Origin of the sequence: Vibrio sp. 10N.237.312.B06 (genome assembly GCF_041464685.1) — a bacterium.
Taxonomy (GTDB): Bacteria; Pseudomonadota; Gammaproteobacteria; order Enterobacterales; family Vibrionaceae; genus Vibrio; species Vibrio tasmaniensis_A.
Window position 1 is genome coordinate 1 of record NZ_JBFSPI010000024.1, and the last position, 14,207, is coordinate 14,207.

The following is a 14,207-nucleotide window of genomic DNA, read 5'->3' on the forward strand; positions in this document are numbered from 1 at the left end:
TAGTAAGACTCGCTACACTGTGCGATCTAAACACCTTAAATGATAGGTGTTGGCTCATAAGTGGGGTTAATCGTGTATCCACCAGCGTAGCCAACAGATGTTGAAATAACGCCGTTCAACTGCCAGAACAAACGCTCAGCTCCCCAGAAGCATCCCATACCAAGTAGGACTTCTTGTTGAGAACCCGTAGGTGTATTGAGCAAGTCAGTTTGATTGACGAAATGGCGCTCAGTGATTCGGATTGGGTCAGCATTTCCCGGTAATGCGGTTGCTGCGGAAACCAGTTGTTGTTTGTTTAGCATGTTATATTCCTTTTCGCATACGTTTACCGCGTTAGTTAACATTAGATCTAGGTTTATATTAACTGGAGGCTCATATTAACGGCTGGTTAATATTGATTAAGTCTTTACATTAGACCGTGTTATTACCAGATTTGTTACAGACTCAATGCCTTTTTAGCGGTATGATTTCTTTTCACTTATTAACGTATTGATAACTTCTTCACCAATTAAACATGATAAGAAAAACTTTACCAGTTCTGATTGGCACTCTACTGTCATCGACATTCGCTTTCGCTGACGTTTCCCTTGATATTAAAGGGTTGGATGGCGCGCTTGCAGATAATGTGGATGCTTATCTGAGTGCGATTCCTGAAGAAGAGTATTCGGTCTCATTAAGATTTCAATCTCGCTTGGAGTCGATGATCAAAGAAGCGTTGAATGCATTAGGCTACTACCAACCTAATATCACATTTACTCATTCTGAAGATGATACCGAATTGACTGTTACGGTTGAGCCGGGAGAGCCCGTTGTTATTTATGCTTCAGATATTGTTCTGACTGGTGAAGCCAAAGATGATCCTGATTTTTTGGCCTTGATAGCTAAGAGCAAGTTGTCTAAAGGTTCGATTTTGAATCATGGTAATTATGACTCTTTAAAATCATCGATCCGCAACCTTGGATTAGCGAAAGGTTACTTCGATGGAGCGTATGATCTTAGCAAACTAGAAGTCGCTCCTGAATTAAACCGCGCTTATGTCCGCCTTCATTATAACAGTGGTATTCGTTATCACTTTGGCTCTACTCAGGTTACTGGTAGCCAAATAGAAGAAGAGAAGGTGCAGTCACTTAAACCATTTGAAGATGGCGAACCTTACTCGATAACCAAAGTTGGCGAATACAACCAAAACCTTTCCAATACGGATTGGTTCTCTTCAGTCTTTGTTGAGCCTGATTTAAGTCAATTGGGTGAAGGTCGAGAAATTCCGATGAAGGTAAGCCTTGCTCCGCAAGCGCGGAACCAAATTGAAACGGGTATCGGTGTATCAACAGACTTGGGTGTAAAAGGTACCCTTAAATGGAAGAAACCTTGGGTTAACGAGAAAGGTCATAGTTTTAATAGTAGTTTATCGATCTCAAAGCCCGAGCAGACGATTACCGCGGCTTATAAAATCCCTTTGGATGACGTGCTTAATGACTACTATCAAATTAAGTACGGTATGAAGAACTTGGATAACCGAGATACCAAAAGTTTGGAGTCAAACTTAGCCTTAGAAAGGTACTGGCGTCTAGACAATGGTTGGCAACGCACGGTATTCATTCGATACCTAGTCGAAAACTATAAACAAGGTTTACAAGACGATTTGGCGCAGTTTGTGTTGCCAGGTGTCTCTTTCTCACGCACTCGAACCCGAGGCGGTTCAATGCCGATGTGGGGCGATAAACAAACCATCATGGTTGAAGCGGCTGATGATACCTTGTTATCTGAAACCCAAGTCGTACGTTTTCAAGGGCAAACCGCATGGATTCGAAGCATTGGTAATAACCACCGAGGTTTAACCCGCCTTCAATTCGGCGGAAACTTTGCGGACGAATTTGATAAGTTATCTCCTTCTTTAAGATTTTTTGCGGGTGGTGATAATAGCATCCGTGGTTATGGCTATGAGTCTATCTCTCCTCGAGATGAAAGTGGCGCACTAACGGGGGCGAAATTCATTGCAACCAGTTCGTTTGAATACCAATATCGCTTAGTTGGGAATTGGTGGGGAGCGGCTTTCTACGATATTGGTGATGCATTCAATGACACGCCAGAGTGGAAACATGGTACTGGTGTCGGGATTCGTTGGGCGTCCCCCGTCGGTCCTGTGAGTTTAGATTTTGCTTGGGGTCTAGATGCGAAAAAAGGTGACGAGTTCCAACTGCACTTTAGTTTAGGGCCTGAATTATGATCAAAGTGGTGGGTAAGTGTATCAAGTGGGCGTCGATTTCATTGACGTCGATTTTGCTATTGTTAATCGCCCTACTAGGTTTTGTTTTGTTCACCAATTCGGGGTTGAATACTGTGTTGTGGGGCGCCGAAAAAGCATTGCCACAACTGAAAGTGGAAAGTACTAAAGGCGCTCTTTTCCCAAGCTTTACGCTTAACAATGTTCAGTTTAAAGATGATAGCCTACATATCGATACCAAGGTTGAAAATTTGGCATTGGCTATCAATCCGCGCTGTCTGCTCGACCCTCAAGTGTGTGTTGACCGCTTAGCGATTCAAGGGCTGGATTTCGCACTTACTGAATTGCCACTAGCTTCTACAGAAGAGGCAGAACCTACTCCGCCCGTAACATCGGTAAAAACACCACTACCAATCGTCATTAATCGAATCGCTTTATCTGATATCAAACTGAATATCTTAGGTCATGAAATTGAATGGGGTTTGTTCTCTACTGCCCTGAGTATGCAGGGGGAAAAGCTGACAGTATCGCCAACTTTATTCAATGATCTTAAGGTTAAACTTGCAGAGTCTACTGAAGATCCACAATCAGAAATAGTCGAGCCAGATACTGCAACTAAGACAGCTATCGAGTTGCCTGAAGTTTGGATTCCTTTGCAGGTTGTACTTGAGCGTTTTGATCTCAACCGTTTCACTCTAGAACAAGAAGCGCCAATTGTTGTGAATCACCTCGGGTTAGAAGCTCGCGCGGGTAAACACACGGTTGACGTTTCCAGTCTCGAACTCGATATGCCACAAGCAAGCGCGAACCTAACGACGAAGGTTGAGCTCAAGGGCGGCTATCCGCTAGAGCTTTCTTTGGGTGCGTTGGTGAAAGAAACCGATCTTGCTGGTCAGAAACTGTCTCTGAAAGCACAAGGCAGCGTGGCTAAGTTAAGCCTAGAGTCTCAGTTCTCCGAATTGATTGAGGCAAAGTTGTCTGGGGATATTCAACCCTTAGAACCGACTCTGCCATTTGACCTTCTTTTAGAGGGAGGTAAAGCGCAATGGCCTTTGACAGGTAAAAGTGACTACCAAGCTGCAATTGAGAAATTCAAAGCCGATGGTTCATTAGATGGTTTTAATGTGCAGCTTAAAGCTGAAGCCGATGGTAAGGAGATACCTGCCTTAACAATAGATCTACAAGGTAAAGGCACCACGGAACAGATTGAACTTGAACGCTTGAAACTGAATACCTTGGGTGGCGAACTAAATGGTGTAGTTAAAGCTAACTGGAAGAAGCTCGTTAATTGGCAAGCCGATGTGACGCTCAAAGACATACAACCGGGTCTGCAGTGGCCAGAAGCCGAGGGTAACGTTAGCGGAAGCATCGTCACTTCGGGTGAACTGACACAAGCGGGTGGTTGGGCGATTGAACTGCCTAAGCTCGATATTGAGGGGATCCTACGTGAATACCCTCTGGATATCGAAGGGCAGTTGTCAGCGTCAGATCGCAGCGCGAGCGGTGAACCTAAACTGAAAACCAGTGGTTTGAGCTTGGCTCACGGTGTTAATTCGATTAAGGCTCAAGGGCAACTGGATAAGCAATGGGGCATGGGCGTTGCGATTAATTTCCCACAGTTAGATATGAGTGTTCCAGAGCTGACGGGTAAAGTTGTGGGTAATATCCAGCTTAGTGGCCCAACGAAAGAGCCAAAGGTCGATCTCGCGCTTAATGTTGATAAGGTCGATTGGAATAACGAAGCAACACTAGAATCCTTATCGCTTAATGGCTCGGTGGTTCCCCTGCCATTGCCTGAAGCTCAAGCCAATCTTGTATTAAAAGCTAAGAACTTGAGTTATCAAGAACAAAATGTGGAAAGCATTGATTTAACCGTGAATGGCGGTGAGAAGCAGCATACCGTAACACTTGATGTGATATCCGACATCGTGTCGACCAGTTTGGCTATCTCTGGAGAATTGATTCAGAAGCCTTCTCTTATTTGGGATGGGTCGTTAGACAGAGTCAGAATTACCACTCAACAGGGACCTTGGGTATTAGACCAACCCGTTGCGATTAAGGCGGATGTCGATAAGCAGTATGCCGACGTTCAAGCGCACTGTTGGAAGCAATCGGGTTCGAGCGTGTGTCTGGATGAGGATATCCGCGCTGGAAAGTCAGGTGAGGCCAAACTGGGCGTTAACCAATTCGACTTTGAGCAGATCCAAGCCCTCATGCCTAAAGAAACGCAATTACAGGGTTTAGTCAATGCGACCGCTCATGCCAAATGGTCGGAACAAGGTGAACCTGAGGTGACGGTAAGCGTCGATATGCCGAAAGGTCAGGCTGTTCAACAAGTTGGTGAGCCAATCACACTCGGTTGGGAAAGAGTTGCATTGAATGCACAGTTGAAAGACAACCAACTGAACGCCGACTTTAAACTGGATGTTTCCGACAATGGTGACCTGTCTGGCACGGTGTCGTTACCAGACATTCTCGCAGAAGACAAAATGGTCGATGCGGCAATTAAGCTGACAACCTTCCATCTGGACTTCTTACAGCCAATCCTCGGCGAATACAGCCTGTTGAAGGCCGATCTTGAGAGTGACCTACAGGTAAAAGGCTCTTTGATGCATCCTCAAGTCTTTGGTCAATTCTCTGTTGATGGTATTCAAGTCAAAGGCGATGTCACACCTGTCGATATTAAAGATGGTCGTATTGACCTCGATTTTGACGGCTACAGCGCGAAGTTAGAGGCCAATGTTGAAACACCCGATGGTCACCTTGATATCGAAGGCTCCGGGGATTGGCAGGATCTTAAAGCATGGCACTCTAACGTTAGAGTTTTTGCTGATGAGTTGATGGTTGATATTCCGCCTATGGTTAAGGTGAAGGTCGTGCCTGACATGACCATTGATGTCACGCCAGAGCTTGCAAAAATTACGGGTGATATCGCATTACCGTGGGGGCGTATCGTTGTCGAAGACTTACCACCGTCAGCGGTCGGTGTCTCTTCTGATCAAGTGATCTTGAATAAAGATCTTGAGCCAGAGAGCGAAGACACGATTCCATTCAATGTGATGACCAATATTAATATCTCCATTGGCGATGACTTTAAACTGTCTGCTTTTGGTCTTGAAGGTGATTTGGTCGGCAAGCTCAACGTGGCTCAAAAAGACCAAGGTCCTTTTATCACAGGTGAGGTAAATATCGTCGATGGTACTTACCAATCCTTTGGACAAGATCTCTTGATCAAAGAAGGTAAGATTCTAATGAATGGGCCTCCGGATCAGCCATATGTAGCGATCAATGCGATACGTAACCCTGATAATACTCAGGATGATGTGACAGCTGGTATTCGAGTGACAGGCCCGGCGACAGAGCCGACCATCGAAATTTATTCTGATCCTGCGATGCCGCAAGCCAACGCGTTGTCTTATATTTTGCGTGGTCAAGATATTGATGGTGAGTCGAATGGTTCAATGACAACGACCTTAATAGGCTTAAGCTTAGCGAAGAGCGGTAAGGTTGTCGGCGAAATTGGTGAGGCTTTTGGCGTGCAGGACTTGCAACTGGATACTGCAGGCTCAGGAGATGACTCCCAGGTTACGGTCAGCGGCTACATTCTCCCTGGTTTACAGGTGAAGTATGGCGTAGGTATCTTTAACTCGTTAGGTGAGTTTACTGTTCGTTATCGATTGATGCAGGATCTCTATGTTGAAGCCGTATCGGGGCTAGACAGTGCCGTGGATCTTCTCTATCAATTTGAATTCGAGTAACACTTGAGTCGTGATTGATTAGCGGATGACGAATGCTGAGGAGGGGTTATGCAGCAACTTGTTTTTGTTTATGGAACCTTGAGGCAAGGTCAGTCCAACCACCACTATTTGCAGCAGTGTGAGTGCTTAGGAAGGTTTGACACCCCTGAGGAATTCGCTCTTTTTGATTTAGGTGCCTATCCGGCGATGATTTCTGGAAAGAAAAATGTCGTTGGCGAGGTCTATATCATTAACGACGAAGTTTTGGCTTCGCTCGATCGGCTAGAAGATGTTCCTGTTGAGTATCGTCGCGAACAAATAGAGACTATATTTGGATTAGCATGGGTATATTTGTATCAGCTTGATCTAACAGCTAATAAAGAAATACTTTCGGGTGACTGGTGTAAGCGGGACAATTCGTAATAGTTATCTATCCGTAACATCTATGTATTCTGAGTTGTCGAACAAAAAGCCAGCATGTAAATGCTGGCTTTTTTAATGGCGTTAATTTGAGAAATAAGCGAGATGATTAGTCTCGGTTAAGTTCAAGGAACTCTTCTACTTTTTTCACCATGTTCTTAGAACCGACAAAGAAAGGCACACGTTGGTGCAGTTCTGTTGGTTTTATATCCATGATGCGTTGGGCGCCATCGGAGGCAATACCGCCAGCTTGCTCCATGATGAAGGCTATTGGGTTGCACTCGTACAGCAGACGCAGTTTACCCTGAGGGTGGCTTTGCGTACTCGGGTATAAGTAGATACCGCCTTTCAGAAGATTACGGTGGAAATCTGATACTAGAGAACCGATGTAACGTGATGTGTAAGGGCGGTTGTCGCTTGGCTCATTTTCTTGGCAGTACTTGATGTACTTTTTAACACCCGTAGGGAAGCGAATATAGTTACCTTCGTTGATGGAATAAATCTTACCTTCATCAGGGATCATCATGTTTTCATGAGACAGACAGAAGGTGCCCAGAGATGGGTCGTAGGTGAAGCCATTTACACCTGCACCAGTTGTGTAAACAAGCATAGTTGAAGAGCCGTAAATTACGTACCCCGCGGCTACTTGCTTGTGTCCTGGCTGTAGGAAGTCTTCTTGTGTTGGTGGGGTACCAACAGGCGATACTCGACGATAGATAGAGAAGATTGTACCAACAGATACATTGACATCGATGTTTGAAGAACCATCAAGTGGGTCCATCAGAACGACGTATTTTGCGTTTTTGTTGAGCTCTTTATTGAAGGCGACAGCTTCGTCTTCTTCTTCACTTGCAACACCACAAACTTGATCACGAGCTTCTAGAGCCGCTTTAAACTTGTCGTTCGCGTAAAGGTCTAGCTTTTGCTGTTCTTCACCTTGAACGTTGTCTGTACCAACAGCGCCAGTGATGTCGACTAGACCAGCCTTGTTGATCTCACGGTTAACAATTTTTGCAGCAAGTCGAATAGACGACAAAAGGGATGATAGATCACCGCTTGCATGGGGGAAGTCACTCTGTTTCTCAACAATGAACTCACCAAGGGTGCGCATCTCAGACATGTTATTTCCTTAAACTTCTCTCAATATTAGGGGGATTTGAGCACTATAGAATTTGCCTCTTACTCGGGCTTTATTCATCTAGACGCCTACTTAAATTCTAAAGGTTAGATCTTTTTAATGGTAATGAACTAAGCGACGCAGATCTCACTTACTATGTCGACTAAATTTGTTTTGCATTGCTACTCGCTTTTAATCGTCATTTAATGATAATGAGTGCAGTAGTTTGATTTAGACATGGTTCATTTAGCCAAGCGTTTGGAAGCAATTTATGCATATTCATATCTTAGGAATTTGTGGCACCTTCATGGGAGGTGCTGCGGTATTGGCTCGTCAATTAGGTCACAAGGTTACCGGTAGTGACGCGAATGTTTATCCACCAATGAGCACTTTGTTGGAGTCTCAAGGGATTGAAATTATTGAAGGGTTTGACCCAAGCCAGTTAGAACCAAGGCCAGATCTCGTGGTGATTGGTAATGCGATGAGTCGTGGCAACCCGTGTGTTGAGTATGTATTGGATAACAACCTTAGATACACTTCAGGGCCGCAATGGTTGCAAGAGTTCTTGTTGCATGATCGTTGGGTATTAGCGGTATCGGGAACGCATGGCAAGACAACGACATCGAGCATGCTGGCTTGGATTTTAGAAGACTGTGGCTATGCGCCTGGCTTCTTAGTGGGCGGCGTGTTGGGTAACTTTGGTATCTCTGCTCGCCTTGGTGAAAGCATGTTCTTCGTGGTCGAAGCCGACGAATACGACAGTGCTTTTTTTGATAAACGATCTAAGTTCGTTCACTACCACCCAAGAACCTTGGTAATGAATAACCTCGAGTTCGATCATGCTGACATCTTCGATGATCTTGAGGCGATTAAGCGTCAGTTCCACCACTTAGTGCGCACTGTGCCAGGTAATGGCCGAATTTTCTCTCCTAAAGAAGATACGGCGATTCAAGATGTTTTATCTCGCGGATGCTGGAGTGAGACAGAATCGAGTGGTGAACAAGGTGATTGGGATGCCAAGAAGCTGGTTAAAGACGGGTCTCAATTTGGAGTGTACTTCCAAGGCGAATGCGTAGGAACTGTCGACTGGAATTTGGTTGGCGACCATAACGTCAATAATGCTTTGATGGCGATTGCAGCTGCGCGACATGTAGGGGTGACACCTGATTTAGCGTGTGAATCGTTGGCGAAGTTCATCAACACCAAACGTCGTCTAGAGTTTAAAGGCGAAGTGGCAGGCGTTTCTGTCTATGACGATTTTGCTCATCACCCAACGGCAATTGAACTTACGCTGAGCGGTTTACGTAATAAGGTCGACACGAAAAAAATAATTGCCGTTTTAGAGCCTCGTTCTGCCACAATGAAACGTGGAGTGCACAAAGAAACGCTGGCTGATTCGTTGAAGCAAGCGGATTCTACTTACTTATTCCAACCCGATAACATTGATTGGTCAGTACAAGACGTCGCCGATGCGTGTCACCAACCCGCGCACGTGAGTGATAACATGGATGCATTCGTTGCTAAAATTGTCTCTGAGGCACAAGCGGGTGACCAAATCTTGGTAATGAGTAATGGTGGCTTTGGTGGTATTCACCAGAAACTGTTGGATGGATTGGCACTCAAAGGCTAACGCATCCTCGACCTTATAATTTGAAGTAATTGAGAACATGACAAAACACGATAAAGCGATAACTCTGGCTTTCACTGGCGCATCCGGTGCGCCTTATGGCCTGCGTTTACTTGAATGCCTTTTGGCCGCCGATTATCAGGTCTACTTGCTGATATCATCGGCAGCGCGAGTGGTGTTGGCGACCGAGCATGAACTTAAGTTACCTGCTGGGCCAGATGCTGCGAAACAAGCTTTGGTTAAGCATTTAGATTGCGACCCAGAAAAGCTGGTGGTGTGTGGCAAAGATGATTGGTTCTCACCGGTTGCCTCTGGTTCAGCAGCACCGAAGCAGATGGTGGTGTGTCCATGCTCTGCGGGAAGCTTGGCATCGATTGCTCATGGCCTATCAGATAACTTGATCGAGCGTGCAGCAGACGTGGTTATGAAAGAGCGAGGACAGTTGTTGTTGGTGGTTCGTGAGACGCCATTTTCTACGTTGCATTTAGAGAATATGCACAAACTCTCGACCATGGGCGTGACGATTATGCCTGCAGCTCCGGGTTTTTATCATCAACCTAAGTCGATTGAAGACCTGGTCGACTTTATGGTGGCACGCATTCTAGACCATCTTGGTATCGAGCAAGGTTTAGTGCCACGTTGGGGTTACGATCAACGTAATTGATCCAAACTTGATGGCTTATTGTTAAAAATCAAATTACAATCCTGAACACTCATCGGGGAGCGAACCATTCAAATAATGAATGCGAGCTGAGATCAAGCAGACACTTGGGACCCGTAAACCTGAACCAGATAATGCTGGCGTAGGAATTGAGTTAGGAACAACCTCTACCGTTCTCCTCCCTCAAACCTGTGCCGCTCAGACCATGGAGAGCGTCCAGTGAAATTAACATTAACAACTCTTGCTGTTACTACAGCCATCTCTTTTTCTGCCTTCGCAGCAGACAACACCTTAACGGTTTACACTTACGACTCTTTTGCTGCGGATTGGGGCCCTCGTCCTGCCGTTGAAAAAGCATTCGAAGAAAAGTGTGGTTGTGATGTGAATTTTGTCGCGTTAGAAGATGGTGTGTCTATTCTAAACCGCTTACGTCTTGAAGGTGGCAACAGCAAAGCTGACATCATCTTAGGCCTAGATAATAATCTCATGGCTGAAGCGAAATCTACAGGCTTATTGGCTGAGCACAGTGTTGATACATCATCTGTGACGCTTCCTAACGGTTGGAACGACAGTACCTTTGTTCCTTATGATTTTGGTTACTTTGCGTTTATCTATAACAAAGAGAAGCTAGCAAACCCGCCAAAAAGCCTGAAAGAACTGGTTGAGCAACGTGACGATCTTAAGGTTATCTATCAAGATCCACGTACATCAACACCAGGCCAAGGCATGATGCTATGGATGAAGTCGGTTTACGGTGATGAAGCAACTGCAGCATGGAAGAAGCTTGCTCAGAAAACGGTGACTGTGACTAAAGGTTGGTCTGAAGCTTACTCTATGTTCCTAGAAGGCGAGTCTGATTTAGTGTTGTCTTACACAACTTCTCCGGCTTATCACATCATTGCAGAAAGTGATTCTAAGTACGCAGCTGCAAGCTTTGAAGAAGGTCATTACACTCAAGTGGAAGTGGCAGCGAAGGTTAAAGGTAGCAAGAACGAAAAGCTTGCCGATGAGTTTATGGCATTTATCTTAAGTGATGAGTTCCAATCGGCGATGCCTACTGGCAACTGGATGTACCCAGTGACCGATGTTGAGCTACCAAAAGGGTTCGAGCAACTTACGGTTCCTCAGAAAGCGCTAAGCTTCACACCAGAAGAGATCGCCGAGAAGCGTAAGCCTTGGATTCGTGAATGGCAGAGTGCACTTACTTTTTAACTTACTATTTAACTTATTATTTAAGAAAATGAGTTTTCTAACGTACTTTTAAAAAACTAGCTTTCTGTATTTAAAGGTTCATTCGTTATGTTTGGAGTGAACCATTTACGGTAAAAAATCAATTTATGATAAAGAAAACACCTAAGGTCGGGGTTTGGGTTGCGATACTCATTACCGCCTTCGTGGTTTCAGCAGTTGGGGCATTGCTTAGCAATGCCCCTTCTCTTGATATCAGCCAAGTATGGTCCGATCCTTACTATTGGCATGTAACGAAATTCAGTTTCTATCAAGCGACACTCTCAACGATGCTGAGTGTTGGCTTTGCTATACCTATTGCTCATGCTCTGTGTCGCAGACAATTTTTTGGACGGACCTTGTTGTTAAGGCTGTTTGCTTCGACCTTGGTTTTACCCGTATTAGTTGGCGTATTTGGTTTGCTAGCTATTTATGGTAACAGTGGTTGGTTAGCTAAATTTCTGGCGAACTTCGATATTAAACTGCCATTCTCGATCTATGGGTTGAATGGTATTTTGCTCGCACATGTCTTCTTTAACCTGCCTTATGCTAGCCGTTTACTTTTACAAGCTTTAGATACCGTACCTGCCGAGCAGCATAAGCTTTGTGCTCATTTGGGTATGAGTCATTGGAACAAATTTAGATGGGTTGAATGGCCTCGTTTAAGACAGCAACTGCCACATGTGTGTGGTTTGGTCTTTATGCTGTGTTTTACCAGCTTTGCTACCGTGATGGCACTAGGCGGTGGACCTAAATCAACCACTATCGAACTCGCTATTTATCAGGCGATTAAATTCGACTTTGACCTGCAGGCTGGTGCCTTGCTCGCGATATGGCAAATGCTGCTGTGTGGTGTGCTAGCTGTGAGCATTCAACGCCTATCGAAACCTATTTCAGTGACAGCCAGTCAATTGTCGGAAGAGAAATATTTGGTTAAGGATAGCTGGTGGTCAAAAGCTTGGGATAGCTTTTGGATCATCACCGTCTCAATGCTGGTACTGCCGCCATTAGCTATGGTTATCGTCAGTGGCATTAACCCGCAGGCATTAATCGTACTGAGCAGCGAGCCGTTTTGGGCTGCGTTAATGACCTCGGTTAAAGTCGCGTCATTAGCAAGTGTTATCGCGGTTGGTATTGGTATCGCAATACTGCTGACTAGTCGAGCATGGCGCTTGCAGAATAAGAATTTTCGAGCAGATAAAATCGAGCTGATTGGCACTATTATCTTAGTGACTCCCGGGCTTGTGATCAGTACGGGTCTCTTCTTATTACTGCGTTCATTCACCGATGTTTTCAGCTTAGCTTTCTTTATCGTGATTGCAGTAAACAGTTTAATGGCGCTTCCTTACGTAATTAAAACCTTGGCTCAACCTATGCTGCATTTGTCTCAGCAGTATCAGTATGTGTGCGCAAGTTTGGGAATGACTGGTTTCACGCGTTTTAGGCTAGTGGAGTGGCGCGCATTGCGTAAACCGATGGCACAAGCCTTCTCGATCAGCTTTATGTTAGCAATGGGTGACTTAAGTGCGATTGCTTTGTTTGGTAGCCAAGATTTTAGAACTCTGCCTTTGTACCTATTCCAATTATTAGGCAGCTATCAAATGGAAGCCGCAGCTGTGGTTTCCGTGAGCTTACTGTTACTGAGTGTTGGCAGCTTTAGCCTGATTGAATTTTTATTTACTCGAAGATCTAAGCTCGATGCTAAAGAGTTGAGGAACCGATGATGTTAGTGATGAAAGATGTGGACTACCACTATCACAGAGAGTTGTTTTGCTTTGATTTTCAAGCTGAGCAGGGCGATATTGTTGCGCTGATGGGGCCAAGTGGCGCAGGTAAATCAACGCTGTTGGCATTGGTTGCTGGGTTTATTGAGCCCACTTCGGGTGAGATCTCTGTAGCGGGACAGTCACTGATTGGCAAAGAAGCACATCAGCGTCCATTAGCGATGTTGTTTCAAGAGCACAACCTGTTTGCCCATCTCACCGTACGTGAAAATATTGGCTTAGGCTTGCATCCAGGGTTAAAGCTTACGGCAACTCAAAAGCACGAAGTCGAACAGGCCGCTGCACAAGTGGGTGTCGCTGAGTATTTAGATAGACTGCCTGAGCACTTATCGGGCGGTCAACGTCAGCGTGTCGCGTTAGCTCGATGCTTTGTTCAGCCTCATGATATTTGGTTGCTTGATGAGCCTTTCTCTGCGCTTGACCCTTTGCTTCGTGAGGAAATGCTTAACCTTGTTAGGCGATTAGCCGCCGAGCGAAACATTACGGTATTGATGGTTACTCACCACTTAGGTGATGCACGCAGTATCGCAAATAAGTTCGTTTTTGTAGAGCTAGGTAAGGTGTTGGTTGCAGACTCGATAGAGACACTGACGGCTGAACATCCACAGCAAGAGCTAAGCTCGTTTGTTAAAGCGGGTGAATGATAATTTTTTCACTCCTGTGAGTACTTCTTAATATTGAGTACTTATTGATATTGAGAGCTTCTTGATATCGAGTGCGTCAAAAACAAAAAGACCTAGCATGCGCTAGGTCTTTTATTATCTTTCTGATTAAAGGGCGGCGAAGATTAGTCGCCTAGCTTTAGCTCTTTTAAGATTTGGAATATTTCACGAGAAGACTTAGCCGGTTTATTTGCCGCTTTCTCTTTGTTAGCTTGACGAGCGAGCTGACGAAGACGTTGACGGTCAGCTTCCGGGTACATTTCCATAACGTCTGAAATGGCCGCATCGCCTTCTGCAACAACACGATCACGCAGTTGTTCTAGTTTGTGCAGTTCAACTGTTGCTTGAGAGTGTTTGTTGCGAATCTTATCTAAAGCCGCTTGAATTGGCTCTGGATCGACACTGCGCATTACTTTACCAATGTATTGAAGTTGACGGCGCTTCGCTTCATTTTTAAAGCGTTGTGCATCTTTAATCGCTTGTGCCAAATCTTCAGACAGCGGAAATTTGTCTAATACAGAAGGCTTTAGGTCAACAAGCTCTTCTCCCAGCTTTTGCAGGGCGTCCATGTCCGTTTTCATTTCTGTCTTACTTACCCAGATGATTTCTTCTTCTGGTTCCCATGGGGCTTTTTGGTTTTTGCGAGCCATCTTTTCTGCCTATGTCACTATCTCAAACGAATATATTGCCTATTTTAGCAAGAATCTTGGGGAGAAAGCGAAATTCTTGTTATCCTACGTAATATTGA

Annotated in this window: 10 protein-coding genes, 1 pseudogene and 1 riboswitch; of the genes and pseudogenes, 8 read left to right on the forward strand and 3 right to left on the reverse strand. The window is 45.0% G+C overall.

Annotated elements, in window-relative coordinates; all coding sequences use genetic code 11:
• Nucleotides 1–53 precede the first annotated feature (53 nt).
• A pseudogene (locus AB6C75_RS08715) lies at nucleotides 54–302 on the reverse strand (peptide-methionine (S)-S-oxide reductase); the annotation flags it as partial.
• 212 nt (nucleotides 303–514) lie between these two features.
• Here AB6C75_RS08715 and AB6C75_RS08720 point away from each other — a divergent pair.
• The 3 genes from AB6C75_RS08720 to AB6C75_RS08730 are packed head-to-tail and all read left to right on the forward strand — an operon-like array spanning nucleotide 515 to nucleotide 6,384.
• The gene (locus AB6C75_RS08720; RefSeq protein WP_372107577.1) at nucleotides 515–2,227 is read left to right on the forward strand and encodes an autotransporter assembly complex family protein; all 1,713 of its coding nucleotides are present in this window, start codon (nucleotides 515–517) and stop codon (nucleotides 2,225–2,227) included.
• Nucleotides 2,224–5,982 (forward strand): translocation/assembly module TamB domain-containing protein, encoded by a 3,759-nt coding sequence (locus AB6C75_RS08725; protein ID WP_372107578.1) that lies wholly within the window; start codon nucleotides 2,224–2,226, stop codon nucleotides 5,980–5,982. The genes AB6C75_RS08720 and AB6C75_RS08725 overlap by 4 nt, the downstream gene beginning before the upstream one ends.
• A gap of 48 nt (nucleotides 5,983–6,030) precedes the next feature.
• Nucleotides 6,031–6,384 (forward strand): gamma-glutamylcyclotransferase, encoded by a 354-nt coding sequence (locus AB6C75_RS08730; RefSeq protein WP_372048558.1) that lies wholly within the window; start codon nucleotides 6,031–6,033, stop codon nucleotides 6,382–6,384.
• A 106-nt stretch (nucleotides 6,385–6,490) separates the two neighbouring features.
• Here the strand turns inward: AB6C75_RS08730 and fbp are convergent, their stop codons facing one another.
• Complete coding sequence (gene fbp / locus AB6C75_RS08735; RefSeq protein WP_009847754.1) at nucleotides 6,491–7,501, reverse strand: class 1 fructose-bisphosphatase; 1,011 nt, start codon at nucleotides 7,499–7,501, stop codon at nucleotides 6,491–6,493.
• 268 nt (nucleotides 7,502–7,769) lie between these two features.
• On the opposite strand from fbp, the gene mpl reads away from it, so the two are divergent.
• From mpl to thiQ, 5 genes are all read left to right on the forward strand, one after another.
• Nucleotides 7,770–9,128 carry a UDP-N-acetylmuramate:L-alanyl-gamma-D-glutamyl-meso-diaminopimelate ligase gene (mpl, locus tag AB6C75_RS08740; RefSeq protein WP_372067245.1) on the forward strand — a complete coding sequence of 453 codons (1,359 nt, stop codon included), beginning with the start codon at nucleotides 7,770–7,772 and terminating at the stop codon, nucleotides 9,126–9,128.
• 37 nt (nucleotides 9,129–9,165) lie between these two features.
• Nucleotides 9,166–9,789, forward strand: a complete 624-nt coding sequence (locus AB6C75_RS08745; protein WP_009847752.1) for a flavin prenyltransferase UbiX — start codon at nucleotides 9,166–9,168, stop codon at nucleotides 9,787–9,789.
• A gap of 43 nt (nucleotides 9,790–9,832) precedes the next feature.
• Nucleotides 9,833–9,952, forward strand: a riboswitch (TPP riboswitch).
• Between the two features lie 53 nt (nucleotides 9,953–10,005).
• Complete coding sequence (thiB, locus tag AB6C75_RS08750; RefSeq protein ID WP_009847751.1) at nucleotides 10,006–10,998, forward strand: thiamine ABC transporter substrate binding subunit; 993 nt, start codon at nucleotides 10,006–10,008, stop codon at nucleotides 10,996–10,998.
• A gap of 125 nt (nucleotides 10,999–11,123) precedes the next feature.
• A complete protein-coding gene (gene thiP, locus AB6C75_RS08755; RefSeq protein ID WP_372107579.1) occupies nucleotides 11,124–12,737 on the forward strand; it encodes a thiamine/thiamine pyrophosphate ABC transporter permease ThiP in 1,614 nt (537 codons plus the stop codon).
• Nucleotides 12,737–13,441 (forward strand): thiamine ABC transporter ATP-binding protein, encoded by a 705-nt coding sequence (gene thiQ / locus AB6C75_RS08760; protein ID WP_372048564.1) that lies wholly within the window; start codon nucleotides 12,737–12,739, stop codon nucleotides 13,439–13,441. Before thiP ends, thiQ begins: the two co-directional genes overlap by 1 nt.
• A gap of 143 nt (nucleotides 13,442–13,584) precedes the next feature.
• Here the strand turns inward: thiQ and yjgA are convergent, their stop codons facing one another.
• A complete protein-coding gene (gene yjgA, locus AB6C75_RS08765) occupies nucleotides 13,585–14,109 on the reverse strand; it encodes a ribosome biogenesis factor YjgA (RefSeq protein WP_009847748.1) in 525 nt (174 codons plus the stop codon).
• Nucleotides 14,110–14,207: the final 98 nt, after the last annotated feature.

Excerpts from the sequence above, each read along its gene's own strand:
- AB6C75_RS08720 (WP_372107577.1), top strand. The coding sequence starts at position 515 with ATGATAAGAAAAACTTTACCAGTTCTGATTGGCACTCTACTGTCATCG.
- AB6C75_RS08725 (WP_372107578.1), top strand. The coding sequence starts at position 2,224 with ATGATCAAAGTGGTGGGTAAGTGTATCAAGTGGGCGTCGATTTCATTG.
- AB6C75_RS08730 (WP_372048558.1), top strand. The coding sequence starts at position 6,031 with ATGCAGCAACTTGTTTTTGTTTATGGAACCTTGAGGCAAGGTCAGTCC.
- fbp (WP_009847754.1), bottom strand. The coding sequence starts at position 7,501 with ATGTCTGAGATGCGCACCCTTGGTGAGTTCATTGTTGAGAAACAGAGT.
- mpl (WP_372067245.1), top strand. The coding sequence starts at position 7,770 with ATGCATATTCATATCTTAGGAATTTGTGGCACCTTCATGGGAGGTGCT.
- AB6C75_RS08745 (WP_009847752.1), top strand. The coding sequence starts at position 9,166 with ATGACAAAACACGATAAAGCGATAACTCTGGCTTTCACTGGCGCATCC.
- thiP (WP_372107579.1), top strand. The coding sequence starts at position 11,124 with ATGATAAAGAAAACACCTAAGGTCGGGGTTTGGGTTGCGATACTCATT.
- thiQ (WP_372048564.1), top strand. The coding sequence starts at position 12,737 with ATGTTAGTGATGAAAGATGTGGACTACCACTATCACAGAGAGTTGTTT.
- yjgA (WP_009847748.1), bottom strand. The coding sequence starts at position 14,109 with ATGGCTCGCAAAAACCAAAAAGCCCCATGGGAACCAGAAGAAGAAATC.